Here is a 25,472-nt window from a genome sequence, read left to right as displayed (position 1 = left end):
AAACCCTTGATAGGTGACCGTATGGTCACCTATCATTGTTTCCATGGATGCCGTGTTCAAGGCACTCTCCGACCCCACCCGCCGGGATCTGCTCGACGAGCTCTTCCGGGAAGACGGGCAAAGCCTCGGTGCCCTCGAGGGCCGATTCGAAATGACCCGCTTCGGGATCGCCAAGCACCTCAAGATCCTGGAAGAGGCAGGCCTGGTAGTGACCCGCCGTCGGGGGCGTGAAAAGCTGCATTTCCTGAACCCGGTTCCCATCCGGCTCGTCCACGACCGCTGGGTGAGCAAATATGCAGAACCATGGGCCGCTGGCCTCAGCGACCTCAAATCCAGATTGGAAAGTCCCATGGAAAAAATCTTCGAGATCTATATCAAGACCACGCCCGAACGGCTCTGGGAAGCCATTACGGACAGCGAGATCCGCAGCAAGTACCAGTTCGGGAACACCATCGAGGCGGACTGGACGCCCGGCGGGCGCTTCACCATGAACAACACCAAAGCCGACGCGCCGCTGGGCGAAGGCGAGAACCTCGTGGTGGACCCGCCCCGCCGGCTGGTCCAGACCATGCGCGCACTGTGGGGTGAGGACGTGAAAGCTGAGGGAACCTCAAAAGTCACGTGGGACATCGAGCCCGTGGGCGATTCCTGCCGCCTGACGGTCACCCACAGCGACCTCCGGGAAGGCGCAAATGAGCAGCTCTACGGCGGCTGGCCGATGATCCTTTCCGGCCTGAAGACCTGGCTGGAAACCGGGGAGAAGCTCACCACTCCCGGGTCACTGCTGTACACCTGAGCTCACTGATGCACACCTCAAAACGGGCGACGGCGGGGGGCGCTAACCGGCCGGTGGCCGGTTGGTGCCGTCCTATCCCCTCCTCCGCAGGTCGCGCGTGGCCACCAGCGAGCCGCCGATGAACAGCACGCCCAGGACCACGATCCCGACGCCCGCGTAGAACCATCCGCCGCGGCCGAAGATCATCAGCGCCGCGCCAAGAATGCACAGGCCCTTAGCGGTGATATCCAGGTACAGCTGCGCCTTTGGAGAAGCCATAGCTCTACGATAAGCCCCGCGGATGCACCTCCGCACGGGCCGTGGAAGTCGCTACGCCTCGCACTGCCGCCACAACAGGCAGACCCCGAACGTCACCACGCAGAGGACCAGCATGGCAAGCACCATCCGGGCCCAGCTTTCCTGGTCCACGCCGGCCGCCGCGAAGACGCCGATCATCACGGTGGCGGCGATCGCGCCAACGTAACGGCAGGTTTGGTAGATGCCCGCCGCCACGCCCCGTTCCTGCGGCCGGGTGGAAACAAACATGCCCTGGTTCGTAGCGATGCTGACCGTTCCATACGGGACACCCATCAGTGCTGTCAGGACCACCACCAGCGGGATCACCAGGGTTCCGGTCAGCAGCCACATCAAGGCGGCCACGACGGTGAGGAGGACGACGCCGGCTATCAGCACCCGCCGCACCCCGAACCTTCCCATCGCCTTGACCGCCCACGGCGTGGCGATCACTGACATCGCAGCCAGCGGCAGCATCAACAGGCCAACCACGCCGGGATCGTACCCGCCCGCTTCCTGCAGCAGCTGGGGCAGACCGAAGAAGACGAAATAGTAGACGCTGCTGAACAGCGCGAAACCCAGGTACACCAGCATCAGCGGCCGGTTGCGGCCCAGCAGCCTCAAATCCAGGAACGGCCGGTTAAAGCGCAGCTCGCGCCAGGCGAACAGCGCGGCGATCGCTGTTCCGGCGGCCAGCATCCACCAGCGGTAGGCCGGTGCGACATTCAGCGCCGCCATCATCACCAGCAGCAGGGCCGCCACGAAGCAGAAGATCCCGGGGATGTCCGAATCCCTGACCAGCTCCGCCAGGCTGCCCCGTTCCCGGGCTTCATCCTTTGGGGCAGCCTGCCGGACGATCAGCAGCGCTGCGAGCGCAAGCGGAACGTTGATGAGGAACAGTGCCTCCCACCCAACGAAACTGACCAGCAGGCCGCCCACCACAGGCCCCACTGCTGCCGCGGACGTGTTGGCCATCTGGAGCCGGCCCAGCGGGCGGGCGGAGTCAACATTGGCTCGGTGCGCGATGGCTCCCACCATCACAACTGCGCTGGGATAAGCGGTGGCGGTGCCCAGCGCCATCACCGCCCTGGCCACGCAGAGCAGGGCAAAGTCCGGCGCGAGCGGTGCCAGGGCGCAGGTGACGGCCACCAGTGCCATGCCCAGCATGAACATCCGCCGCGGTCCGAACCGGTCGGCAAGCCTGCCCATCACCGGCTGGCCGGCTGCGGAGGCGAGGTAGAAGGATGTGACCACCCAGGTGACGGCGGCGACGTCCAGCCCAAAATCTCCGCGGAGCACTACCAGCGCCACGGCGATCATCGAGGAGTTGAGGGGATTCAGTGCCGTGCCCAGGCTCAGGCCGGCGACGGCCAGGGCAGTCCGCGGATTGTTGCTCACGGAAACAGTCTGGTGCACGCCGCCGCGCCGGCACGACTTTGGTGAACCGAGGGGGCTTTACTCACCAACCTGAACGGGCGGGAACAGTGATTGTTCCACAACTCCGGTGAGCTCGCGGATCACGTCCGCCTGCCCCGGCTCTTCCGTCCCCTCGGGGTTCTCCGTGTAGATGACCAGCACAAACGAGGAGCCCCGATAGCTCAGCACTGCTGCGTCGTGGAGTTCCCCGGCGAACTCGCCGTACTTATGGAACACCTTCACCCCGGCCTGCGACCCGGCGGGAATTAGTTCCTCGTTGTTGGTGTCCTGCATGTAGCCGAGCAACTGGGCAGTGTGGTCCGGGTTCAGCAGGTCCCCGGCATACAACTGCTTTAGGACCAATGCCATTTCGGCGGCCGTCAGCAGATTTTCCTGCGGATCGTAGGCGACGCCGATGGAGGCGGCGTACTCCGTTAACTGCGGGTAGCCCACCGCATCCATCAACAGCAGCCACGAATCGTTGTTGCTCTTGTTCACCATGGACTTGAGCTGGAACGAAGCGTCGTAGTCCCCCAGCGGCTCGTCCAGGGCCGCCTCACCGGTCTCGACGAGGTGGTAGTACGCCGCCGCAATAATGATCTTCGCGGTGCTGGCGGCCGTGAAGGCGTCCTGGTTACCGAAAGTCCTTGCGGCATCGCCGGACACGTCCGCCAGGGCAATCCCAACCCTGTACTCGTCATTCTCATCCAGGACGGACTGGATGCGGTCCTCCAGGGAAGCTGGAGCCACGGCAACAGGGGCTTCGGGGACAGCTGCGGGGACGGGGCCAGCCGGGCCGGAACCGGACCTAACGGCCGCAAACACCACGGCTGCGGTGATCAACAGGGCGGCAAAAGAGAACAACAGCGCCAGCGGCAAAGCCCGGAGTCCCTTCCGGGGGGTACGGAAGTGGCGTCCTGCCGCACGCAGCACTGGGTCGGCCGACATAGAACTCCTGCAAACTCGAGCAACGAAAAAAGGCATCGGGCGCCCAGCGCACACCGATGCTAAGGATGCTGATTAAAGCACAGTAGGTTGGGAGCCGCCTGAGAGCTTGGTTAGCGGGTGCGGGCAGCCAACGCGGTCTCCAGGAATTCCAGGTGGGCGGGGACGGTGCGGACCGTATTCGCCGCGTATTGCGGGTGCTTTGTCAGGAACTTCTTGATGTAGGGGCACACCGGAACAATTCCGAATCCGGCACTTACCGTCTCGTCCAGGGCAACGGTGGCGAGCTGGCCCGCCAAACCTTGCCCGCCGTACTCCTCCTTGATCACAGTGTGGTAGAAAATCCGCTGGGGCGAGCCGGCGCCGTCGTAATCCTTGTAGGCTGCCTTGCCGATCACGGTCCCGGTGTCGAGGATTTCAAAGCGCTGACGGTCAGGGTTGTGGCGGACGGTGATCTGGCTCAAGGGGATCTCCTTCAATGCGGTGGTGTTGCTGCCCGTGCAAAGCCTAACCCGGGCCAGGCAGCCGTTATTTCCGCACCGGGGTCACCATGACCACCGTCCGCCGATCCGCCTCAGCTCAGGTACCCGTTCGGGTTGAGGACGTACTTGGTGGCCGCGCCGGCGTCGAACTCTGCGTAGCCCTTTGGTGCGTCTTCCAGCGTGATGGCCTTGGCGTTGACGTTCTTGGCGATGCTGACCCGGTCATGCAGGATGGCCATCATCAACTGGCGGTTGTACTTCATCACCGGGCACTGGCCTGTGGTGAAGCTCAGCGACTTGGCCCAACCGGTTCCCAGGCTCAGGCTTAGCGCACCCTTCTTGGCGGCTTCGTCAATCCCGCCCGGGTCGCCCGTGACGTACAGTCCCGGGATGCCGAGGGCACCGCCGGCAGCGGTGATGTCCATCAGGGAGTTCAACACCGTAGCAGGTGCTTCCTCCGCTTCCTTCCCGTGGCCGTGCCCGCGCGCTTCAAAACCCACGGCGTCCACGCCACAGTCCACTTCCGGTACGCCGAGGATCTGTTCAATTTGCTCCGCAGGTCCCCCCTTGGTCAGGTCCACAGTTTCACAGCCGAAGCTGCGTGCCTGCGCCAGCCGGTCCTCGTTAAGGTCGCCCACAATTACGACGGCGGCGCCCAGCAGGTGCGCGCTCGTCGCCGCTGCCAGGCCCACGGGTCCGGCGCCGGCAACATAGACAGTGGACCCCACGCCGACTCCGGCGGTGACGGCGCCGTGGTAACCCGTGGGGAAGATGTCCGACAGCATGGCCAGGTCCAGGATCTTCTCCATGGCCCGGTCCTTGTCCGGGAACTTCAGCAGGTTCCAGTCGGCGTACGGCACCAGCACGTAGTTCGCCTGTCCGCCTACCCAACCACCCATGTCCACGTAGCCGTAGGCGCTTCCTGGCCGGTCCGGGTTCACGTTCAGGCAGATGCCGGTCTTGCGTTCCTTGCAGTTCCGGCAGCGCCCGCAGGCGATGTTGAACGGGACCGAACAGAGGTCTCCGACCTTGATAAACTCGACATCGCGGCCCACCTCCACCACTTCGCCGGTGATCTCGTGGCCCAGCACCAGGTTTGGCGGGGCTGTGGTGCGTCCGCGCACCATGTGCTGGTCCGATCCGCAGATGTTGGTGGCCACGGTCTTGAGGATTACCCCGTGGTTAACGGGGCGGCCCACGTTCGCGGGGTTAACGCCGGGCCCGTCCTTGAGCTCGAAGGTGGGATAGTCAATGTCGATCAGTTCGACTTTCCCAGGCGCTTTGTAGGCAACGGCTTTGTTCCCTGTCATCTGTATCTCCTGTTGTCAGGCTTGCCGGGTGGGGCAGCCATGATTGAGTCGTGATGTACCCCTGCAGGCAGTGCACGGCGCCGATCTAATGGCGCTTCCTTGTTGCCGGGGATCAGGTGCGAACGCTCCTGGGCTGGGGTCTGCCCAGTCTAGGTGCGGTCAGGGAAGCTGATCCAGAGTCATAAGCGAGGGGCCTCTACCCTTTTTTCGATTAGGGGTTTTGGGAACCCGATGACTTCAGCCGCGAAGCCTTGTAGTGTCGGCCACGGGAACGCAGCAAACAGTCAAACCAACTCATAACGGGGAGCAAACCATGGCAGTCAGTGACGAAGAAGCACAAGTATTGGACCAGTGGAGCAACCGGCTTGCCCAGGCTCTGCAAATCCTGGACATGGACGTGGACAATGAACTGCTTCTGGACCTGGCCCGGAAGTCCGCGGAATCTGTCATCCACCCGGCGGCGCCGGTCACCACCTTCTTGGTGGGCTATGCGGCTGGACTGGATGCGGGCACTGGCAGCGCGGGCACGCGGGAAGCCTCGCGCGCCTCTGTGGAGAAGGCGGCCCGCGTTGCTTTCCAGCTTTGTGAAGACGGCCAGGACGGCGGCCCGGCCAGTAAGGGATGGGCGGACACCGCCCAATAACCGCCGGGCCCGGCCGGGTGCGCTATCCCGCTGCGGTGGGCTCCTCTTCAAGTACCTGCACGGGCTCAAGCCGCACGACCACAGCCTTGGACACGGGCGTCTGGCTGCCTTCTGCCACACTCTCCAGCGGCACCAGGACGTTGGCTTCCGGATAATAGGCCGCAGCGCATCCCCGCGCTGACGGGTAGGACACCAGACGATAGTTCCGCAGTACCCGCTCAACGTTGTCCGGATACACGCCGCGGACATCCACATGCTGCCCGTCCTCGAGCCCCAGTTCGGCCAGGTCCGCCGGGTTCACGAACACCACTTCGCGGCCCTTTTTGATGCCCCGGTACCGGTCGTTGTGGCCGTAGATGGTGGTGTTGAACTGGTCGTGCGAGCGCATGCTCTGCAGGATCAGAGTGCCTGCAGGCCGTTCCACATGCTCGAGTTCGTTCACGGTAAGCATGGCCTTGCCGGTGGGCGTGTGGAAGGTGCGCGAGTCCCGGGGTCCATTGGGCAGGATGAACCCGCCGTCCTGCCGGATTTTCCGGTTGTAGTCCTCGCAGCCAACCACCACGTGGGAGATATGGTCCCGGATCAGGTCGTAGTTCTTTTCGAAACCGCCCCAGTCAGCGGAGAGCTTGTTGCCGAGCACCCGCTGAGCAAGCCGGCAGACGATCGCAACCTCGGAAAGCAGCTGCGCTACTGGCTCAACAGTGCCGTGGGAGGCGTGCACCGCACAGACAGTGTCCTCCACTGAGACGAACTGGGGCCCGGACTCCTGCCGGTCGATCTCCGTGCGTCCCAGCGTCGGCAGAATCAAGGCCTCGGTCCCCGTCACGGCGTGGGAATGATTGAGCTTGGTGGAGATCTGGACCGAAAGATCCGTGTTTTCCATCGCCCTTTCAGCCTCATGGGTGTCTGACATGGCGCCCACGAAATTGCCGCCCATGGCTATGAACACTTTCATGCCGCCGTCGCGCATCTGCCGGATGGTTTCCACCGCATCCGCGCCATGGTCCCGCGGTGGTTCAAAGTTGAATTCCTTACCCAGGGCGTCCAGGAACGCCGGCGGCATCTGCTCCCAGATGCCCATGGTGCGGTCCCCCTGGACGTTGCTGTGTCCGCGGATGGGTGAGGCCCCGGCGCCGGGCTTGCCGATGTTTCCGCGCAGCAGCAACAGGTTGATGATCTCCTTGATGGTGGCGACGCCCTTTTTCTGCTGGGTAATTCCCATGGCCCAGGTGATGATCACCTTCTCCGCGCGGAGGTACCGGTCAGCCAGTTCGTCGATCTCCTCGGCACGCAGCCCCGTAGCCTCAAGGACGGCTGACTCGTCCAGTTCAGCAAGGTGCGCCCGGAGCTCCTCAAGCCCCTGGCAGTGTTCCTCAAGGAACTGATGGTCCAGCACGGTACCCGGATTCGCAGCCTCGGCATCAAGCACGCGCTTGGACACCGCCTGCAGCAACGCCATATCGCCGCCGATGCGGACCTGCAGGAACTGGTCGGCCAAATCCGTGCCGCGGCCTATGATTCCCTTGACCTTCTGCGGGTTCTTGTAGCGCATCAGGCCGGCTTCCGGCAGCGGATTGACCGCCACGATGTTTGCACCCGCTTCCTTGGCTTCTTCCAGGGCGGTGAGCATCCGAGGATGGTTCGTTCCGGGGTTCTGCCCCATGATGATGATCAGGTCGGCTTTGGCGAAGTCGTCGTAAGATACCGTGGCCTTGCCCACGCCGATGGTCTGGCCCATGCCCCAGCCGGAGGACTCGTGGCACATGTTGGAGCAGTCCGGCAGGTTGTTGGTGCCATACCCGCGGATAAACAGCTGGAACAGGAAAGCGGCCTCGTTGGATGTGCGGCCACTGGTGTAAAAAGTTGCCTCATGCGGGCTGGACAGTGACGTCAGCTTGTCTGCCATAATTTCGAAAGCCCGGTCCCAGCTGACGGGCCGGTAGTGGTCCTCACCGGCCGCTTTGTACACGGGTTCGGTGAGCCGGCCCTGCATGCCCAGCCAGTACTCGGACCGCTTCCGCAGTTCGCTGACAGGGTGCTCCGCCCAGAACTCCCGCGCGACAACAACGGGGGTGGCCTCCCACGTCACTGCCTTGGCACCGTTTTCGCAGAATTCGAACGTCTTGCGGTGGCCGGGGTCCGGCCAGGCGCAGCTCATGCAGTCGAACCCTTCCTTCTGGTTCAGCGCCAGCAGCGTCTTCGCGGACCTTTCCAGGCCCATGTGCTTAATTGCCGGCTGCATGGAGTGGTAAACGCCGGGCACTCCCGCCGCCCACGACTTAGGGTGTCCGGTCACCTCAAGCTCGGACTCGTCGGCTTCTTCGACCTTCGGGTTTTTGCGCGTCACGGTGCACTCTCCTTGGCTGTCCCGGCCCCAAATGCCACAGCTTCTGCCGGCAGACCGGTTTCCTCCACAGTTGTTCAGGGTGGCCCGGAAGTCAAGGAGGGCGACGGGGAGCGGACGACAAGGAGGGGTGGTGGTCTGTCCACATAGCGGTGACGGGGACGACGGCGCTGCCCGGCCCGCGCTAGGCTGGGTACCTCGGCTGAAGCAAGCGGCCGCAGGAACCACTGTGCGGAGCCGCTCCCTAATGTCCGACGATCTTGCCCTCAGCGCCCTTGCGGCGTCCTCCTTTTCCCTGCCCCACCTGCACGATGGCCAGCTCGATGGCATCCGTGCCCTCGCGGACGGTCGTGATGTCCTGGCCGTGATGCCCACCGGGTACGGCAAATCAGCCATCTATCAGGTCGCTGGCCGGTACCTGCACAGCACAACGGGACGCCCCGCCGTCGTGGTTTCCCCGCTTATTGCCCTGCAGGAGGACCAGCTGGACGGCCTGGCCGCGGAACTGGGCGAAGGGGCCGCCTTCGCCGTCAACTCCTCCCGCACCGACTCCGAGGTTGATGCTGCCTGGCAGGCGGCAGAATCCGGCGAGGCAACCTTCCTCTTCCTGGCACCGGAGCAGCTGGCCAAGCAGGAAACCGTGGACCGCATCGCCAAGCTGGACATCTCCATGTTTGTAGTGGACGAGGCACACTGCGTCTCCTCCTGGGGCCACGACTTCCGGCCCGACTACCTCAACCTCGGCAGTGTCCGGGAACGCTTGGGCAACCCGCCGGTAGCAGCGCTGACGGCCACCGCGTCACCGCCCGTGCGCGATGAAATCTGTGAGCGGCTGGGCATGAAGGACCCGCTGGTCCTGGTCCACGGCTTCGACCGGCCCAACATTTCCCTCGACGTGATCCGCCACCAGGAGGACAAGGGCAAGCGCAAGGCTGTGCTGGAGCAGGTTGCGGCGCTGGCCCGGGAACAGGGTCAAGGGCTGCTCTACGCCGCCACCCGTAAGGACACGGAAAAGTACGCGGCCAAGTTCGAGGACGAGGGGCTCCGGGCGGAGGCGTACCACGCTGGCCGTTCCGCGGCAGACCGCGAGCGCATCCACGAGTTGTTCCTGGACGACCAGCTGGACGTGGTGGTTGCCACCACCGCTTTCGGCATGGGTATCGATAAACCCAATGTGCGGTTCGTGGTGCACGCGGACATCCCGGAATCCCTGGACTCCTACTACCAGGAAATCGGCAGGGCAGGCCGTGACGGCGAACCCGCGTCGGCTGTGCTGCACTACCGTGCCGAGGATTTGGGACTGCGCAAGTTCTTCGGCACCCACTCCCCCGATCCTGACTCTCTACTGGAGGTGCTGAAGGTCCTCAAATCCGCGGGCGCACCGGTGCCCAAGACCTCCCTGGCGGAGCTCAGCGGCTTCCCCGCCCGGCGGGTCACGGGCCTTGTGAACCAGCTCGAGGAGACGGGCGGCGTCACCACCGGCAAGCGGGGCATCCGGCTCACCTCCAAAGCCAAGCTGCCAACCTTGGTGGAGCGCGCCGTCGACATGGCCGAAGCCAGGCAACGGGTGGACCAGTCCCGGCTCACCATGATGCGCGCGTTCGCGGAGACGGACAGCTGCCGGCGGCAGTTCCTGCTCGGCTACTTCGGCGAAGACCTGCAGGAGCCGTGCGGCAACTGCGACGCCTGCGCCGAGGCTGCCAACCGCGCAGATGCGCCTGACGCGGGAGCACAAACCCACGACGGCGGCGCTCCAGAGGCCGCGGAACAGGCCGCGTCAGGCGCCGGGGAACCCTTCCCGCTCCAGTCCGCTGTGGTCCACAAGGAGTGGGGTCCGGGGCTGGTGATGCGGCACGAGGACGACGTGATTACCGTCCTGTTCGAACAGGAAGGGTACAAGACGCTGTCCCGCAGCGCCGTCGTGGAGCATGAACTCCTCAAGCCTGCTTAGCCGCCGCCCGCGCGGGTAGGCTGGAAGGACACTGACGACGAAAGGCCCGCCGCGTGGAAGTACCCTCCTATGTCTGGACCCTGACCATCGCAGGAATTGTTGGCCTGCTGGCCTTCGATTTCTTTTTCCATGTGCGAAAGGCCCACACGCCCTCGCTCAAGGAATCCGCCATTTGGTCCGCCATCTATGTGGGCATTGCGCTGCTCTTCGGTCTGGGGGTGCTGTTCTTCGGCGGGCCCACGATGGGCACGGAATACTTTGCGGGGTACGTCACGGAAAAGGCGCTGTCCGTGGACAACCTCTTTGTGTTCCTCATCATCATGGCCAGCTTCAGGGTGCCCCGCGCGGACCAGCAGAAGGTGCTGCTGTTCGGCATTGTTTTCTCGCTCATCGCCCGCACCGCGTTCATCTTCCTTGGCGCCGCGCTGATCAACAGTTTTGCCTGGGTGTTCTACATTTTCGGCCTCATTCTGCTCGTCACTGCCGGCAATCTGCTCCGCCCGAACTCCCACGACGACGAGTCTGAAGGCCTCGTGGTCCGGCTCGCCAAGAAGTTCCTTCCGGCGTCGGAACACTACGACGGCGACAAGCTCTTCACCATGGAAAACGGCAAGCGCGTCCTCACCCCGATGCTGCTGGTAATGGTGGCCATCGGCGGCACGGACATCCTCTTTGCGCTCGATTCCATTCCCGCAATCTTTGGCCTGACCCAGAACGTGTTCATCGTTTTCACTGCCACCGCGTTCTCCCTAATGGGTTTGCGGCAACTGTTTTTTCTGATCGACGGGCTGCTGGACCGGCTGATCTTCCTCTCCTACGGCCTGGCAGCAATCCTCGGCTTCATCGGGGTGAAGCTCATCCTGCACGCACTCCACGAGAACACTCTGCCGTTCATCAACGACGGCGAACACGTCAACGTGGTGGAAGTCAGCACCCAGGTTTCCCTGAGCGTGATCCTCGGCGTCCTCGTGGTGACCGTTCTTGCCTCCATCTTCAGCCCCAAGGGCAAGGCCAAGAACGCCGTGTCCGGGGCGCGGCGGCACGCCAACGAATACTTGGATCTCACCTACGAGACGGACATGGTGGAGCGCGACAAGATCTTCGCCCGTATGTGCCGCGAAGAGGCCGAGATCCGCAAGCTGCCCGAGAAGTACAAGAAGCTCGTCCGCAACGAGACAGAGTTCCTGGACCTGCTGCGCCGCGCCCATGCGGAGCACGACAAGGCCCAGGTGCGGGCGGCCGCAGACAGCTGACCTTTGCCGGGCGGGTTGCCGGGCGCCGTATTGTCAGTGCCTCTTGCTAGGTTGGATCCAGGGCCAGGGGAACCGTCTTCCGGCCCGGCTGTCGATGGGGAGGCCCCGTGTTTTTGCTCGAAGCTGCAGCGGCCGGCGCGCCACCGGACCTGGTGTTTTCCGCCAGCGATCTCGTGGCCGCCAGCGAGTGCGAGTACCGGACGCTCCGAATCCTGGACGAGAAGCTGGGGCGCTCCCCTAAAGCTGTCTTTGAGGCTGACGAGATGCAGGTCCGGGCCGGCGAGCTGGGTGACAAGCACGAACAAACGGTCCTCGCCAGCCTGGTCGCCAAGTACGGTGAGTGGGATGCCAGCCGGGGTGCGGGCGTCTATTCCTTGGAACGCGGCCAGAACCTGCGCGGGGAACTGCAGGCCAGGCACGCGGAAACGGAGCTCGCCCTCCGCTCCGGCGCCGACGTTGTTTTCCAGGCCACATTTTTCGACGGCGAATTCCTCGGCTACGCGGACTTCCTCGTCAACGAGACCGCCGGCACGGGCAGCTCCGGGCGTTACGAAGTCTGGGACACCAAGCTCGCCCGGCACGCCAAGGTGGGTGCTTTGCTGCAGCTGGCGGCGTACGGGGACCAGCTTCTCGGCATGGGTCTTGACCCCTCCCCCACCGTGACCCTGGTACTGGGTACCCGCGTGGGTGACGACTGGCTCCGCAGCAGCCACTCCCTCCCGGACCTGCTGCCTGTTTTTCGGGAACGGCGCCGGCGCTTCCGGGAGCTGACAGCGCAGCACCGGTCCGCTGATGCCACCGCGCGGTGGCAGCAGCCGGAAATCGTCCACTGCGGCCGGTGCGACTACTGCGCAGAACAAGTACAGGCCCACCGGGACCTGCTGATGGTGGCAGGGATGTCCGTGGTGCAGCGCAGGAAGCTGCGTGCTGGCGGCATCACCACCATTGATGAGCTTGCTGCCATGCCAGCCGGGGACGCCAAAAATTCAGTGATCCGGATGCGGGCGCAGGCCCGGATGCAGTTGGGCCTCGATACCCCGGCCGGATCACGTACCTTCACAAAAGACGGCCAGCCGCACATCGTCTCGTTCACGGTACTGCCGGAGAACACCATAGGGGCGCTCCCCCTGCCCAGCCCGGGAGACATCTTCTTCGACTTCGAGGGCGACCCCCTGTGGCAGGACCCTGCCACCGAAGCCTGGGGCATCGAGTATCTGTTCGGTGTGGTCGAGGCACCGGGTGCCGGCCACGCCGGCGATCCCTTCTTCCGCCCGTTCTGGGCCCATTCCCGGTCCGGGGAACGCCGTGCCTTCCTCGAGTTCCTGGATTATGTAGAGGAACGCCGGGCCCGGTATCCGGACATGCACGTCTACCACTACGCCGCGTACGAGAAGACTGCCCTGCGGAACCTCTCCCTTGCGCATCAGGCCGGCGAGGACACGGTGGACACCTGGCTCAGGGAGGGCCTGCTCGTGGACCTCTACGCCACGGTGCGGCAGTCGCTGCGCATCTCCGAAGCGTCGTACTCCATCAAGAAGCTTGAACCGCTGTACATGGCTGACAACCTGCGCTCCGGGGATGTCAAGGACGCCGGCGCCTCCGTCGTCGCCTACGCCGCGTACTGTGCGGCCCGGGACGCCGGGAACACTGTGGAGGCGGAGAAGATCCTGGCATCAATCTCTGACTACAACCTCTATGACTGCCTCTCCACCCTCCGGTTGCGCGACTGGCTCCTGGACATTGCCGGGCAGGGAGTTACGGAAGCTGCAAAAGACGTCACTTCCGAAGCAAAGCCTGCCCGCCCCGCTGCGGCGTCCCGGGAACGCCCGGCACAAGAGGAAAGCCCCGAGGAATCCAGGCTGCGCGAGTACCTCGCCGGCCTGCCGGACAACCGCCCCTGGACGGATGATGAACGCGCCATCGCGATGGTGGCCGCCGCTACCGGATATCACCGCCGCGAACGCAAGCAGTTCTGGTGGGAGCACTTCGACCGCGTGGAAGCACCCATCGAGAACTGGTCCGACCAGCGGAACGTCTTTGTGGTGGAATCGGCAGAGGTGACATCAGACTGGGCCCTCGCCAAGCCGCGGGAACGGATGCGCACACGGACACTGCGCCTCCGCGGCACCATGACGGAGGGATCGGACTTCCGGCCGGATTCCAGCTGGTGCCGCCTCTACGATGCCCCGCCTCCTGACGGCATGGCCGCGCCTGACGCCGCTCCTGGAGCCAGGGCTTTCACGTTCGGGACCAGGATCAGTGAATTGTCAGCGGCACCCGACAACCCGGAACATACCATCATGACCGTCGCCGAGCGTGAGTCCGGCAAGGTTGCCGCCTACCCGCACCTGCCCGTTGCCCTCACCGAGGACCAGCCCCTTGCTACGGCCAGCATCGAAGCTGCCATCGCGGAAATTGCCGCCACAGTTGGCGCCTCCGTGCCGGACCTGCCGGCCCAGCCGGGCCTGGACATCCTGCGCAAGCAACCCCCGCGGTTCCGCTCCCTCCGGCATCCGGTGGACGTCCCGCACGGGCCGGACGGTTCCCCTGCCTACGCCGCTGCAATCACCCCTTCCGTCCGCGACCTTGACCGTTCCTACCTCGCTGTCCAGGGACCCCCGGGCACGGGAAAGACGTTCGTTGGTGCCCACGTGATCGCCAGGCTTGTCGCCGAAGGCTGGAAGATCGGCGTCGTGGGCCAGTCGCACAACGTCGTCGAAAACCTGCTCTGCTGTGCCATCAAGACCGGCGGCGTAGATCCCGCTGTAGTAGCCAAGAAATTGGCGGCGCCGCACGACGTCCCGTGGAGGCAGACCGCCGATGGCGACGTCGCCGCGTTGTTGGCTTCAGCGGGCGGCTGCCTGGTAGGCGGCACGGCCTGGACCATGACCGGCAAGGACGTCCCCCGCGGTTCGCTGGACCTGCTGGTCATTGACGAAGCCGGACAGTTCTCGCTCGCGAACACGCTGGCCGTCTCCCGGGCGGCGAAGCGCCTCCTCCTGCTGGGCGATCCCCAGCAACTGCCGCAGGTCACGCAGGGCGCACACCCCGAACCCGTGGATGAATCAGCGCTGGGCTGGCTCGCTGCAGGACACGCCACCCTGCCTGCCAACCTTGGGTATTTCCTCGCGGACAGCTGGCGGATGCACCCGGAGCTGTGCCGGGCAGTCTCCCGGCTGAGCTACGAAGGCAAGCTCCACGCGGCGCCTCCGGCTTCCGAACGGGAGCTTGAAGGACTCCCGCCAGGGGTTGAAACCGCTTTCGTCAACCATAGCGGCAACACCACGGCGTCGACGGAAGAAGCTGCCGAGGTGGTCCGTCAGGTGCGGCGGCACCTCGGGCTCAAGTGGACTTCCGGTGCGGGAACGGAGTCCCGGCCCCTGGGGCTCGAAGACGTTTTGGTGGTTGCCGCGTACAACGCGCAGGTCCATGTGATCCGGCAAGCCCTCGGGGAGGCGGGCCTGCCCGGCGTCCGGGTCGGGACGGTGGATAAGTTCCAAGGCCAGGAAGCGCCGGTAGTCCTGGTGTCGATGGCATGTTCGGCAGTGGGCGAGGCCCCACGCGGGGCCGAGTTCCTGCTGAACAGGAACCGAATCAACGTGGCAGTATCGCGTGGGCAGTGGCGGGCGGTCATTATCCGCTCGCCCGAACTCACCAGCTACATGCCGCGTCGGCCCATGGCCCTGGAGGAGCTCGGAGCGTTTCTCGGCCTCAGCCCACGGGACCAGGGATCCCCTAAACCCGGCAGATCCACCGGGCACGGAGGCACCCCGCGGAGCAGGGTCAGCGGGTCCTGAAGCCGTTGAAGTTGCCCTCAGCCGGGGAGATCGAGTCCTCCACCTGTTCCACCCGGCCTGGCGTGGCGTCGGAGTTCAGCCATGCGCGCAGCTCGTGGATTTTCCACTGCGGCCCTTCAGCCACGAGGGCGACCGAGCCGTCGTCGAGGTTTTTCACCTCACCGGTGAGACCCAGCTCCTCCGCCTTGCCTATGGTCCAATAACGGAAGCCGACACCCTGCACCACACCGAATACACGGGCAGTCAAACGCACCGCTTCAGCATCAGTGGCAGACGGGTCGGAAGACGAATCTTCGTTCCTGGCCATGGTGCCTCCCCTCAGTCAGCGCTTCCTGCCCAACCTGGTAGCGCCAAGAGCCGTTTTGACGCTTCAAAACGGAACCTGGCGCAACCCGGTTGGGTCCGGGGCGCCTAGTTGATGGTGATGTCGCGGGTGCTGTGGTTGTAGCGGATGGTGACAGTTCCGCCGTCGTGGTACAGCTCGTGGTTGGGGCCGTCGAAGGTACCGAATGCGCCGTAGTTCTCGTCCCAGGACCGGTTCAGGGCAATCTTGAAGGTGTAGTGGCCCGCCGGAAGTTCGGCGCTCTTTTTCCACAGCTGGTCCAGGAAGTCGAACTCCATCTGGGCCTCGTCGTACTGGGGCGCCCAGTTCTCAGGAGCGCCGAGGATGGTGTTGAAGTCGCCTGCAACGGCCACCGCTTCCGGCTGCGGGTGCGTCTCAACGTCCGCGTCCTCAACCGGTTCAACAACAGTTTCGGTCGTCGACGCCTTGGCCGGAGCCTTGCCCTTGACGGCGTTGACCACGGGTTCGACTGCGTCCTCGATGGCCTTCGCTGCCTTGCCCACGGCTGCAGCGGCCTTCTTTGCAGGAGTCTTCTTCGCGGCCGGCTTCTTGGTCTCCGTCTTGGCCGCGGCCTGCGCCGGTACTGCGGCTGCGGGAACCGCGGTCGTCTTACGGACGAAGCCGGCCGGTGCCGTGGGAACCGGGGTGTCGGCAGGAACGGGGGTGCCGGCGTCGAGCGCGGTGGCGAAGGACACCGGGTCCGGGAACGCCACCGTTGCCCGCATGCCTTCTTCGGTGATGGTCCAGCCGGTGCGGCCCTTAACCAGCCAGCCGGCCTTAACGAGCTTGGCCGTGGCGGAGGTCAGCGTTTTGTGGCCGCGGGGAATGCCGCCGCTGAGCAGCTCACGCTCGTGCTCGTTGAACGGCACGCGTGCCGTGGCCTCCGCGAGGACCTCGCCTGCGTTCAGTGCATCGCCGGACCACACGCCTTCGGTCAGGACATCCAGCACGGTCTTGAGTCGAAGGAAGGTGTTTTCTGCGGTGGACTTGGCCATGATTCCCCTTTATAAAAGCGATCGGTCTTAGGCATCATGCCAACTGCCCGTAACATCGCGCGACTTGAAATGGTTAACTCTGCGTGTCGTGACCGACTGTGAAGCTTACGTTTCAACAAGTGGGTCTGGAGTATCGGGTTGTAGGGCTGGCTGCACAACCCGGAGCGCTGACATGGGTGCAGCACTGCACTTCCCCAGACACGCCTGCGGCACCAAGTTTAGCGGTAACCGGGGACGGACGTTGCGTGGGACACAGCAGGCGTCAGTGCGTTACTTCGCCGCTGTTCAGTTCGTCCAGCAATTCCGCCTTCCGCTCCTCCGAAGCAAAGGACGAATGGATGGAGTTTGCCGCCAGCCTGGCCTTGTCGAAATCGGAGAGTTCGAAGGCTGCTTCCAGCTGGGTGAAGTTGTCATCCACGTAGCCGCCGAAGTAGGCGGGATCGTCCGAATTGACGGATACATTGAGCCCGGCTGCGAGCATGGCGGGCAGCGGGTGGTCGGCCAAGGTATCGACGGCGCGCAGCCGGACGTTGGACAACGGGCACACCGTCAGCGGGATCCGCGCGTCCACGAGGCGCTCCACCAGGTCCGGATCGTCCATGCAGCGGATGCCGTGGTCGATGCGCTCCACACCGAGGATGTCCAGGGCTTCAACGATGTACGACGCCGGCCCTTCCTCGCCTGCGTGGGCGGTCAGCCGCAGGCCCGCTTCGCGCGCCTTGGCGTAAAGCCGCTCAAACTTCGACGGCGGGTTGCCCACCTCCGCCGAGTCCAGCCCGATGGCTCCGATGGGTGCGTTCATGGCCAGCAGCCCGTCGAGGACTTCCAGTGCGGACTCCTCGGGAAGATCCCGCAGGAACGCCGCGATCAGCATCGTGGAGATCCCAAAGTCCTCCTCGGACGTCACCAGGACCGAGGCGACACCGTTGACGCAGGTTTCCAGGGAAATGCCGCGGGCGAGGTGCGCCTGCGGGTCCATCATGATCTCGGCATGCCGGACCCCGGCTGCAGCGGCCCTTTCCAGATAAGCGTGGGTCATCGCCGCAAAGTCCTCTTCAGTCTGCAGAACGGCCATGTTGGCGTAGTACAGATCAAGGAAGGACTGCAGGTCGGTGAACTCGTACCGGGCCCGGAGCTCTTCAATCCCGCTGTAGGGCAATGCAATGCCGTTGCGTTCGGCCAGCGCAAAGATCAACTCCGGCTGCAGGGTCCCCTCAATATGGAGGTGCAGCTCCGCCACCGGGAGGAGCCTGGTAGGGACCTCGGGCTCCCCTGGAAAAGGTTCGGTTTCAGGCACGGCAGTACCGCCAGCAAAGTTATCCATCCGGTCAGGATAATGCCCTCCGCCGGTTTCACCACTAGAGTCGAGCCAATGCAGAATGCCAAGCACGCTGATGACCTGCAGTATCCAGCTCCTGCCCATGCAACCGACGGCTTTGTCCGGGTGCGCGGAGCGCGCGAAAACAACCTCCGCAACGTGGACGTTGACATTCCGCGGGATGCGATCGTGGCCTTTACTGGGGTTTCCGGCTCCGGCAAGTCATCCCTGGCCTTCGGCACGATCTACGCCGAGGCGCAGCGCCGCTACTTCGAGTCCGTGGCCCCGTACGCCCGCCGCCTTATCCAGCAGGGGCACAATCCAAAGGTGGAGCTGATCAGCGGCCTCCCACCCGCCGTCGCGCTTCAACAGCGCCGCGGCGCGCCCAGCAGCCGGTCAACGGTAGGAACAGTCACCACGCTCTCCAATTCCCTGCGTATGCTCTTCTCCCGCGCGGGAACCTACCCAGCCGGCAGCAGCCAGCTGGACTCGGACGCCTTTTCCCCCAACACGGCTGCCGGGGCATGCATGGAATGCCACGGCCTGGGCATCGCACACACCGTTACCGAGTCCTCGCTCGTCCCGGATCCCTCCCTGAGCATCCGCGACGGCGCCATCGCCGCGTGGCCCGGGGCTTGGCAGGGAAAGAACCTTCGGGACATCCTCACCCACTTGGGTTACGACGTCGACACACCCTGGCGTAAGCTGCCCCAAAAGCACCGCGACTGGATCCTCTTCACGGAGGAACAGCCCGTGGTGGAGGTGACTCCACAGCGGGACCGCGTTGCCAAGCCGTACAAGGGGCGATTCTGGAGCGCCAGGAGCTACGTCCTCCATACGCTGGCTGATTCGCAAAGTGCCGCCATGCGTGAGCGGGTGCTGGCGTTCATGGAGTCCGGGCCGTGCCCGCGCTGTGCAGGCGCAGGGCTGACCCAGGAAGCCCTGGCCGTTACCTTCGCAGGCAGGACCATCGCGGAACTGAACCGGCTCCCCATGGCGGACCTTGCGGAAATCGTGCGCCCCACCTCCGAGCTGCACGACGCCGGGACGGCCTCGCGCACGCACGTTTCGGGAGAGTCCAACGAGGTGGCCGTGGCGATCACCCGGGACCTGCTCCAGCGCATCACCGTCCTGCTGGACCTCGGGCTGGGCTACCTCGCCCTGGGCCGGGCTACGCCTACGCTGTCGCCGGGCGAGATGCAGCGGCTCCGCATCGCCACCCAACTGCGCTCCGGCCTCTTCGGCGTCATCTACGTGTTGGACGAACCCTCTGCAGGGCTCCACCCGGCCGACGCCGAGCCCCTCCTGGACGTGCTGGAGCAACTGAAGTCTTCGGGCAACTCAGTGTTCGTCGTGGAGCACAACATGGACGTGGTCCGCAGAGCCGACTGGCTGGTGGACGTCGGCCCGCGTGCGGGCGAAGGCGGCGGCGACGTGCTCTACAGCGGACCCGTCGATGGGCTTGCCGGCATTGAAGCCTCAGTCACCCGGCCTTTCCTGTTCGGCGAAACCCTGCCGAAGGTCCCCGGCAATGCCCACGCCGATGCACGCAAGGGCCTGGCCCGGGAGCCCGCCGGATGGCTGGAGCTCAAGGACGTCAGCCGGCACAACCTGCGCGGACTGGACGCGCGTTTTCCCCTGGGTGTCCTGACTGCCGTCACCGGCGTATCCGGCTCGGGCAAGTCCACCCTTGTAGGCCGTGTGCTGGCGGAGGTAGTGGGCTACGGGCTCAAGACGCCCGTGGAGCCGGATGAAGCGGCGGACCCGTTGGCCCTGGGAGCCGTCACCGGAGGCGAGCACATCGACCGCCTGGTAACCGTGGACCAAAAGCCCATCGGGCGGACGCCGCGCTCCAACCTCGCCACCTACACGGGTCTTTTTGACGCTGTTCGCAAGGAATTTGCCGCCACGGAACAAGCAGGACTTCGGGGATACGGTGCGGGCAGGTTTTCCTTCAACGTGGCCGGCGGCCGCTGCGAGACGTGCCAGGGCGAGGGTTTCGTTGCCGTCGAACTGCTCTTCCTGCCCGGCAGTTACGGCCCCTGCCCGGAATGTGCCGGGTCCCGCTACAACCCGGAAACGCTCGAGGTGGAGTACCGGGGCAAGAATGTGGCCGAAGTGCTGGCCATGACGGTGGACACTGCCGCGGGGTTCCTCGCCCACGTACCCGCCGCGGCCCGCAGCCTCACAAGCCTGCAGGATGTTGGACTCGGTTATCTTCGGCTGGGGCAGCCTGCCACGGAGCTCTCCGGCGGTGAGGCGCAGCGCATTAAGTTGGCCACGGAGCTTCAACGGGCCCAGCGGGGACACACCATGTACTTGCTGGACGAGCCTACGACCGGCCTGCACCCAGCCGACGTGCAACTGCTGATGGCACAGCTCCACGGATTGGTGGACGCCGGAAACTCTGTGGTGGTTGTGGAGCACGAGATGGCAGTGGTCGCCGGAGCGGACTGGGTGATTGATCTGGGCCCTGCAGGCGGGGACAAGGGCGGGCAGATTATGGCTACCGGGACACCAGCCGCCGTCGCAACCTCCCCTAAAAGCCGCACGGCCCCCTACCTGGCTGAAGCGCTCGGCCAGCAAACAGTCAGCCACCACCCAGACAAGGTCTCGATTTGATAACGGCCGGATGATGTCCTAGCCTGAGACCCATGCCCGCGAACGCGGGCGCAGTAATGCCCGGTGCTGCCTCCACCAGAACTGCCCAGCTGGCAGCGGCCGAACTTGACCTCTATTCGTCAGGGGTGGGCAGTGGCGCGACGATCTCCGGGGACGGAACCAGCGCAGGTGGCCTTCAGGAGCATCACCATCATGAAAAACACCACTTTCCGTACTGTCGCGCGCCGCGGAGCCACCGTAGCCGCCATTTCGGCTGCCGGGCTGGCCCTTTCCGCCACCGCAGCCAACGCCGCGACCAGCACGTCCACCTGGGACGCACTCGCACAATGCGAAAGCGGCGGCAACTGGGCCATCAACACCGGCAACGGCTACAGCGGCGGCCTTCAGTTCAGTCCCAGCACGTGGGCAGCCTACGGCGGCACGGGTTCAGCCGCGAACGCGAGCCGCGAGCAGCAGATCGCCGTCGCCGAGCAGGTTCAGGCATCGCAGGGCTGGGGCGCCTGGCCGTCCTGCGCTGCACAGCTCGGCTTGAGCGGGGGCGCCACCGGTGTTGCACCACAGAGCGTTCCCGTGCAGAGCGTTCCCGTCCAGGCAGCGCCGGTTCAGGCCGCACCGGTTCAGGCCGCCCCGGTTCAGGCCGCCCCCGTCCAGAGCGCCCCGGTCGTCTCGACACCGGCTGCCGAGGCCCCCGTCGCCAGGCACGTCACCGCGGTTGCCCTGAGCGGCGAAACCTACACCCTGCAGGCAGGCGACACCCTGAGCATTGTGGCCGAAAAGCTGGGTATCCAAGGGGGCTGGCAGCACCTTGCCGACGCGAACCTGGACACCATTGCTGACCCGAACCTCGTCTTCGCAGGACAGGTCATCCAGCTCCCGGCTTAAACCCTTTCCGGTTTGAGCGACGGCACGGTAGTGCCTGACGCCCGCAAGGGCGCCCCAATCGGTCGGCGATAGACAAAATCCGTTGACCAAAGAACGACGCCGGCGCGCCCCCAGAAGGGGCGGGCCGGCGTCGTACGTTTTAAGGTGTTGCTAGGGAGGGCGCCTCTAGCTGGTTGCCGGCAATTCGCGGACGATGCGCACCTTCCAGGCGGAGTCGTCGCTCGTGTCCAAAAGGGCAACCGTTCCGTGCGCCAGGTTAAGGGCAACACGCTTGGCAGCGAGCAGCTCCAGGTAGAGGTGCTCGTTCATCCGGCTCGGGGTGTCAATCATGTACTTCACGGCGTCACGGACCTTGCGGTAGTTGGCACTGCGTTCGCGGTGGAGGTGCAGCTCCAAAGCGGAGCGCTGCTTGAGCCGCGGCTCGTGGCGGTTGAGCAAGGTGACGGCGGCGTGCACGGCGACCACCAAGGTGAGTGAGACGCCGTAAATCCACCATCCGCTGGAGAGCAGGAACAACGGCAGATTAGCGATCGCCACCACCGCGATCACTACGCGCAACGCGGCGATGCGGCGCATAGTAGTGGCGACGGCGGCCATGCCGGCGCGGAAGCCGTGCTGCTCCTTGCGGGCCGCTTCCGGGTCAAGGGTAAATTCGTCAAGTACCAGGATGCCCTTGGCTTCCGGACTTAGCATTTGGCCGTAGCGGGGCTCGAAGGAGCGGGTGTTTTCAGGGGTCTTTTCAGGAGTGGATGTCATCAGAGGGCTTCCATACGCGGGGGTGGTTGCGGTGATCTTAGTGGGTCCGGCTACCTTGCGTATGCATAGGTCCACGATGTGAACAATTTGATGCCGCGTCTGTGGTGCCGAGCACTGCAATTGGCACATCCGCCGGCGGCCGTCAGACTGAAGGGATGCAAACCTTCCTTCCGTACCCCGATTTCCGGCAGAGCGCCGCCGCCTTGGACACTGCCCGGCTCGGCAAACAGCGCGTCGAGGCACTGCAGACGCTCCGAGCACTGGTGATTCCCGGTTACGGCTGGCAGACCCACCCGGCGATCCGGATGTGGATGGGATACGTGCCTGCCCTGACCATGTACGGGCTGGCGATGGTGGACGAGTGGATCGAGCGCGGGCACCCGGACAACACCCGAGCGAACATCGCTGAATTCGCGCCGCAGGCCGCCCACCCGGACTACGTAGCCAAGATTCCGATGCCGCCGTGGCTGGGGGACCGGGACGTCCACCTTAGCCACCGCTCGAAACTGGTGCATAAAGCGCCGAAAATCTACAGTTCCGTATTCCCGGACGCAGTACCGGAGATGGCTTACGTCTGGCCGGAGCCCAGGCACGAGATACTGCCGCATGAACCTGATGGCGACATCCTGTGGATCCTTCGCTCACCGCACCAAGATGTGGATCCCCAGGCCCTGGACACGGTGGCGCTGCCGCCGGTTCATGGTTTCACCGATGCCGTGCCTGCTGACCCGGATGATGACTACACGCCGGTCTATATCGAGGACGGGTCCCGCCGCCCCTCAAGGCAGCCACGCAAGGCCCCGCCGAAGCAGCTGGTGAAGAAACCTACGCGCAAGCGGCTGGCCCAGGAGGAGGCTTTCTCCACGCTTCCGGGAAAGACCCCCGTGGCCGTCCCGTTCGAGCACGGCACGAAGTTTGCGGTGGGACAGGTTGTGGGCAGGCCCATCACACTCAAGGACGGCAGGTTCGGCAGGAACTTTACGGTCACCGAGATCATCGACCGGTCCGCGTTCGCCTACCCCGCACTGCTGCAGGACCCTCGCGTGTTCTTCCCGGTGGAGGCACCGTAGGCCATGACTATCCTCCTTGCTGGCTGTGGTGATCTCGGAACGGAGGCGGGGCTGCGGCTCGCTGCCCAGGGCCACCGCGTGGTGGGCTGGCGCCGCTCCCCCGGCAAGCTGCCGGCCGAGATCGAAAGCGCGGCGGCGGACCTCAGCGCGCCCAACCTTCCGCCAGTCCCGAAGGACACCACCGCCGTCGTGATAGCTGTAGCCGCAGACGCACCAACGGAGGAGGCCTACCGGGCCGCGTATGTGCAGGGACTCGCCCACGTCCTGAACGCATTGGAGCGCGACGGGGTCACCCCCGAAAGGGTGCTCTTTGTTTCCTCCACCGCTGTTTATGGCGACGCCGGCGGCGGCTGGGTTGACGAAGGGACGGCCGCTGTCCCCGGCGGGTTCTCCGGCCGGGTCCTTCTGGAGGCCGAGGACCTCCTGCATGCCAGCTTTGCGGGGACCCGAACGAAGACGTCGGCACTCCGGCTTGGCGGCATCTATGGACCCGGCAGGACCCGGCTGATCGACCAGGTTCGCAGCGGTTCAGCCCTCGTCCCGGAAGACGTCCGATATACAAACCGCATCCATCGGGACGATGCCGCTGCGGCAATAGTCCATCTCATCACCATGCCTACTGACCCCGCGCCGGTTTATGTCGGCGTGGACGACGAACCCGCTGACCTCGGCAGCGTGCTCCGCTTCCTGGCCGCCGAGATGGGCTTGGCCGAGCCCCGAGTTGGAGACGCCGGACCGGCGCGGGGCGGCAACAAGCGCTGCCGCAATGGGCTCCTGCGCAGCACTGGTTTTGAGTTCAACTTTCCGTCGTTCCGGGAAGGCTACCGGGACATCCTTGCCGGGATTGGGGTCCGGCACCCGTAGCGTGGGCCTGCTCCCGCCTGCCAGCGCTTAGGCTGGCACTAGAACGCCAGCACAACTATGACCCCGACCCGAGTGAGGCAGGAACTGTGGACTTTCGGCACATCATCGAGACGGTCGGAGAATTTGTCGACTTTGCCGGGGTGGCCGTGATGGTCATCGGGGCGCTGGTTTCCATTCCCTTGGCACTCCGCGGACACCAGCCCCGCAGCCTCCCAGCGGGAGCTGAACGCCTCAGCACCTACCGCCTTTACCGGCAACTGCTGGGCAGGTCCATCCTGTTGGGGCTAGAACTCCTGGTTGCGGCCGACATCATCCGCACCGTTGCTGTCACACCGACGTTCGAAAGCGTGGGAGTCCTGGCCATCATTGTGCTGATCCGGACCTTCCTGAGCTTCTCGCTGGAACTGGAGATTACGGGTCGGTGGCCGTGGCAGAAGGAACCACGTACCCCTGATTCCGCGGACGCTCCTGCGCGTTGATCCTGTTGGATGCCGTGAAGCATAGGTTTTCCACATAGCTGCTTTTGGGGAGCTGTTTTGTCAGGGGTGTTTGGCAGAGTTGTCCTATGGAAGCCATTGGGGAACAGCTAGCGGGGTTCGGCGGTTCTGCCGCCGTGCTGACGCGGGCGGGGAGCCTTTCCACCGGTGGCCGTGAGGCGTACGACGGCGGCACTCGCGTCGGTCTGGCCGGTCGCCTTCGCGTCGTTCCCGGCAGTCCCGCGCCCCATAAACCCGAACTGAATGAACCCGAGCCGTTTGAACCCAAACCTGATGAATCTGACGCGGACGAAGCTGCACCGGATGAATCTGACGCGGATGAAGCTGCGCCGGGCGAAGCTGCGCAGGGCGAACACGAGCAGGCTCTAATCGCCGCCTCGGCCGTGGCATCCGGTGCGCGGTTTGGCCCGCCGCTGGGTTTGGTGGAGTGTGGCCGGCTTCTGACGGCGGCCGCTGCAGCCGCACCGGGTTTGCTGGCCGGGGCTGACTACGTTGAAGCCGCTGATTTCGCCGGACACGTGGAGGACCTCTCCCGGACCGTGGAGTACCTGCAGGTCCTCGCCGCAGGGACCGTGGAGCGCACCCGAACACAGGCCATTACCGCCGCCGACACCGCCCGGACCGGCCGGGCCCGGACAGGCAAAGGCTGGGTCACCGGCTGGGACAACGCCGTGGAAACCCTGACCGAAACAGACACCGCCTGGCCGGCAGCTCCAACAGCAACCGGCACACCTACTGCCCCTATGGTCACCTCACCGGCCGATGACGGGTGCGCCACCACCGCCGAGTTCCTCCGCCAACGGCTCCGGATCGGCAAGAGCGAAGCCCACCGCCGGCTCGCCCTCGCCGCGGACATCCTGCCCGCCACCACCCTCACCGGCCAGACCATCCCGGCCCCACGCGAACACCTCACCA

At 64.9% G+C, this 25,472-nt stretch carries 20 protein-coding genes and 1 pseudogene; 11 read left to right on the top strand and 10 right to left on the bottom strand.

The window, feature by feature from the left end:
* The first annotated feature begins 43 nt into the window (after positions 1 to 43).
* Positions 44 to 796, top strand: a complete 753-nt coding sequence (locus AC5RT4_RS00105) for an ArsR/SmtB family transcription factor (RefSeq protein WP_494104472.1) — start codon at positions 44 to 46, stop codon at positions 794 to 796.
* 72 nt (positions 797 to 868) lie between these two features.
* On the opposite strand, the gene AC5RT4_RS00100 is transcribed toward AC5RT4_RS00105, so the two are convergent.
* The 5 genes from AC5RT4_RS00100 to fdhA form a co-directional block, all read right to left on the bottom strand.
* Complete coding sequence (locus AC5RT4_RS00100) at positions 869 to 1,054, bottom strand: hypothetical protein (protein ID WP_494104471.1); 186 nt, start codon at positions 1,052 to 1,054, stop codon at positions 869 to 871.
* 51 nt (positions 1,055 to 1,105) lie between these two features.
* Positions 1,106 to 2,467 carry an MFS transporter gene (locus AC5RT4_RS00095; RefSeq protein WP_494104470.1) on the bottom strand — a complete coding sequence of 454 codons (1,362 nt, stop codon included), beginning with the start codon at positions 2,465 to 2,467 and terminating at the stop codon, positions 1,106 to 1,108.
* Between the two features lie 57 nt (positions 2,468 to 2,524).
* Entirely contained in the window at positions 2,525 to 3,433 is a 909-nt protein-coding gene (locus AC5RT4_RS00090) for a serine hydrolase (protein ID WP_494041240.1), read from the bottom strand.
* Positions 3,434 to 3,543: 110 nt separating this feature from the next.
* The gene (locus AC5RT4_RS00085) at positions 3,544 to 3,894 is read right to left on the bottom strand and encodes a GNAT family N-acetyltransferase (RefSeq protein ID WP_494104469.1); all 351 of its coding nucleotides are present in this window, start codon (positions 3,892 to 3,894) and stop codon (positions 3,544 to 3,546) included.
* Between the two features lie 110 nt (positions 3,895 to 4,004).
* Positions 4,005 to 5,222 (bottom strand): formaldehyde dehydrogenase, glutathione-independent, encoded by a 1,218-nt coding sequence (gene fdhA / locus AC5RT4_RS00080; protein WP_494104468.1) that lies wholly within the window; start codon positions 5,220 to 5,222, stop codon positions 4,005 to 4,007.
* Positions 5,223 to 5,535: 313 nt separating this feature from the next.
* On the opposite strand from fdhA, the gene AC5RT4_RS00075 reads away from it, so the two are divergent.
* Positions 5,536 to 5,865: a DUF6457 domain-containing protein gene (locus AC5RT4_RS00075; RefSeq protein ID WP_494041243.1), complete on the top strand. Its 330-nt coding sequence runs from the start codon at positions 5,536 to 5,538 to the stop codon at positions 5,863 to 5,865.
* A 22-nt stretch (positions 5,866 to 5,887) separates the two neighbouring features.
* On the opposite strand, the gene AC5RT4_RS00070 is transcribed toward AC5RT4_RS00075, so the two are convergent.
* Positions 5,888 to 8,212 carry an FdhF/YdeP family oxidoreductase gene (locus tag AC5RT4_RS00070; protein WP_494104467.1) on the bottom strand — a complete coding sequence of 775 codons (2,325 nt, stop codon included), beginning with the start codon at positions 8,210 to 8,212 and terminating at the stop codon, positions 5,888 to 5,890.
* 244 nt (positions 8,213 to 8,456) lie between these two features.
* Between AC5RT4_RS00070 and AC5RT4_RS00065 the strand changes: the two genes are divergently transcribed.
* From AC5RT4_RS00065 to AC5RT4_RS00055, 3 genes are all read left to right on the top strand, one after another.
* Positions 8,457 to 10,160: a RecQ family ATP-dependent DNA helicase gene (locus AC5RT4_RS00065; RefSeq protein ID WP_494104466.1), complete on the top strand. Its 1,704-nt coding sequence runs from the start codon at positions 8,457 to 8,459 to the stop codon at positions 10,158 to 10,160.
* 53 nt (positions 10,161 to 10,213) lie between these two features.
* Entirely contained in the window at positions 10,214 to 11,413 is a 1,200-nt protein-coding gene (locus AC5RT4_RS00060; RefSeq protein ID WP_494104465.1) for a TerC family protein, read from the top strand.
* Between the two features lie 107 nt (positions 11,414 to 11,520).
* Entirely contained in the window at positions 11,521 to 15,210 is a 3,690-nt protein-coding gene (locus tag AC5RT4_RS00055) for a TM0106 family RecB-like putative nuclease (protein WP_494104464.1), read from the top strand.
* Here the strand turns inward: AC5RT4_RS00055 and AC5RT4_RS00050 are convergent.
* The 3 genes from AC5RT4_RS00050 to AC5RT4_RS00040 form a co-directional block, all read right to left on the bottom strand.
* Positions 15,197 to 15,517: an acylphosphatase gene (locus AC5RT4_RS00050; RefSeq protein WP_494104463.1), complete on the bottom strand. Its 321-nt coding sequence runs from the start codon at positions 15,515 to 15,517 to the stop codon at positions 15,197 to 15,199. The genes AC5RT4_RS00055 and AC5RT4_RS00050 overlap by 14 nt on opposite strands.
* A gap of 104 nt (positions 15,518 to 15,621) precedes the next feature.
* Positions 15,622 to 16,548 (bottom strand): pullulanase X25 domain-containing protein, encoded by a 927-nt coding sequence (locus tag AC5RT4_RS00045; protein ID WP_494104462.1) that lies wholly within the window; start codon positions 16,546 to 16,548, stop codon positions 15,622 to 15,624.
* A 262-nt stretch (positions 16,549 to 16,810) separates the two neighbouring features.
* Positions 16,811 to 17,872 (bottom strand): adenosine deaminase, encoded by a 1,062-nt coding sequence (locus AC5RT4_RS00040; RefSeq protein WP_494041250.1) that lies wholly within the window; start codon positions 17,870 to 17,872, stop codon positions 16,811 to 16,813.
* 48 nt (positions 17,873 to 17,920) lie between these two features.
* Between AC5RT4_RS00040 and uvrA the strand changes: the two genes are divergently transcribed.
* Both uvrA and AC5RT4_RS00030 read left to right on the top strand, forming a co-directional pair.
* Positions 17,921 to 20,488 carry an excinuclease ABC subunit UvrA gene (gene uvrA / locus AC5RT4_RS00035; protein WP_494104461.1) on the top strand — a complete coding sequence of 856 codons (2,568 nt, stop codon included), beginning with the start codon at positions 17,921 to 17,923 and terminating at the stop codon, positions 20,486 to 20,488.
* Between the two features lie 192 nt (positions 20,489 to 20,680).
* Positions 20,681 to 21,370, top strand: a complete 690-nt coding sequence (locus AC5RT4_RS00030; RefSeq protein ID WP_494104460.1) for a transglycosylase family protein — start codon at positions 20,681 to 20,683, stop codon at positions 21,368 to 21,370.
* 165 nt (positions 21,371 to 21,535) lie between these two features.
* Here AC5RT4_RS00030 and AC5RT4_RS00025 read toward each other — a convergent pair whose 3' ends face one another.
* Complete coding sequence (locus AC5RT4_RS00025) at positions 21,536 to 22,126, bottom strand: hypothetical protein (RefSeq protein WP_494104459.1); 591 nt, start codon at positions 22,124 to 22,126, stop codon at positions 21,536 to 21,538.
* A 155-nt stretch (positions 22,127 to 22,281) separates the two neighbouring features.
* Between AC5RT4_RS00025 and AC5RT4_RS00020 the strand changes: the two genes are divergently transcribed.
* The 4 genes and pseudogenes from AC5RT4_RS00020 to AC5RT4_RS00005 all read left to right on the top strand — a co-directional run.
* Entirely contained in the window at positions 22,282 to 23,196 is a 915-nt protein-coding gene (locus AC5RT4_RS00020; protein ID WP_494104458.1) for an MSMEG_6728 family protein, read from the top strand.
* A gap of 3 nt (positions 23,197 to 23,199) precedes the next feature.
* On the top strand, positions 23,200 to 24,060 hold the full coding sequence (locus AC5RT4_RS00015; RefSeq protein ID WP_494104457.1) for an SDR family oxidoreductase: 861 nt from the start codon (positions 23,200 to 23,202) through the stop codon (positions 24,058 to 24,060).
* A gap of 86 nt (positions 24,061 to 24,146) precedes the next feature.
* The gene (locus AC5RT4_RS00010; RefSeq protein ID WP_494104456.1) at positions 24,147 to 24,539 is read left to right on the top strand and encodes a DUF1622 domain-containing protein; all 393 of its coding nucleotides are present in this window, start codon (positions 24,147 to 24,149) and stop codon (positions 24,537 to 24,539) included.
* Positions 24,540 to 24,625: 86 nt separating this feature from the next.
* Positions 24,626 to 25,472: pseudogene (locus AC5RT4_RS00005) on the top strand (HNH endonuclease signature motif containing protein); the annotation flags it as partial.

It is taken from the genome of Arthrobacter sp. sptzw42 (genome assembly GCF_059089685.1).
The sequence above is the reverse complement of the archived record's forward strand: the minus strand, read 5'-3'. Positions and strand labels throughout refer to the sequence as shown.

Coding starts and splice junctions, on each gene's coding strand:
- AC5RT4_RS00105 (WP_494104472.1), top strand. CDS start 44: ATGGATGCCGTGTTCAAGGCACTCTCCGACCCCACCCGCCGGGATCTG.
- AC5RT4_RS00100 (WP_494104471.1), bottom strand. CDS start 1,054: ATGGCTTCTCCAAAGGCGCAGCTGTACCTGGATATCACCGCTAAGGGC.
- AC5RT4_RS00090 (WP_494041240.1), bottom strand. CDS start 3,433: ATGTCGGCCGACCCAGTGCTGCGTGCGGCAGGACGCCACTTCCGTACC.
- fdhA (WP_494104468.1), bottom strand. CDS start 5,222: ATGACAGGGAACAAAGCCGTTGCCTACAAAGCGCCTGGGAAAGTCGAA.
- AC5RT4_RS00075 (WP_494041243.1), top strand. CDS start 5,536: ATGGCAGTCAGTGACGAAGAAGCACAAGTATTGGACCAGTGGAGCAAC.
- AC5RT4_RS00065 (WP_494104466.1), top strand. CDS start 8,457: ATGTCCGACGATCTTGCCCTCAGCGCCCTTGCGGCGTCCTCCTTTTCC.
- AC5RT4_RS00050 (WP_494104463.1), bottom strand. CDS start 15,517: ATGGCCAGGAACGAAGATTCGTCTTCCGACCCGTCTGCCACTGATGCT.
- AC5RT4_RS00045 (WP_494104462.1), bottom strand. CDS start 16,548: ATGGCCAAGTCCACCGCAGAAAACACCTTCCTTCGACTCAAGACCGTG.
- AC5RT4_RS00040 (WP_494041250.1), bottom strand. CDS start 17,872: ATGGATAACTTTGCTGGCGGTACTGCCGTGCCTGAAACCGAACCTTTT.
- uvrA (WP_494104461.1), top strand. CDS start 17,921: ATGCAGAATGCCAAGCACGCTGATGACCTGCAGTATCCAGCTCCTGCC.
- AC5RT4_RS00030 (WP_494104460.1), top strand. CDS start 20,681: ATGAAAAACACCACTTTCCGTACTGTCGCGCGCCGCGGAGCCACCGTA.
- AC5RT4_RS00025 (WP_494104459.1), bottom strand. CDS start 22,126: ATGACATCCACTCCTGAAAAGACCCCTGAAAACACCCGCTCCTTCGAG.
- AC5RT4_RS00020 (WP_494104458.1), top strand. CDS start 22,282: ATGCAAACCTTCCTTCCGTACCCCGATTTCCGGCAGAGCGCCGCCGCC.
- AC5RT4_RS00015 (WP_494104457.1), top strand. CDS start 23,200: ATGACTATCCTCCTTGCTGGCTGTGGTGATCTCGGAACGGAGGCGGGG.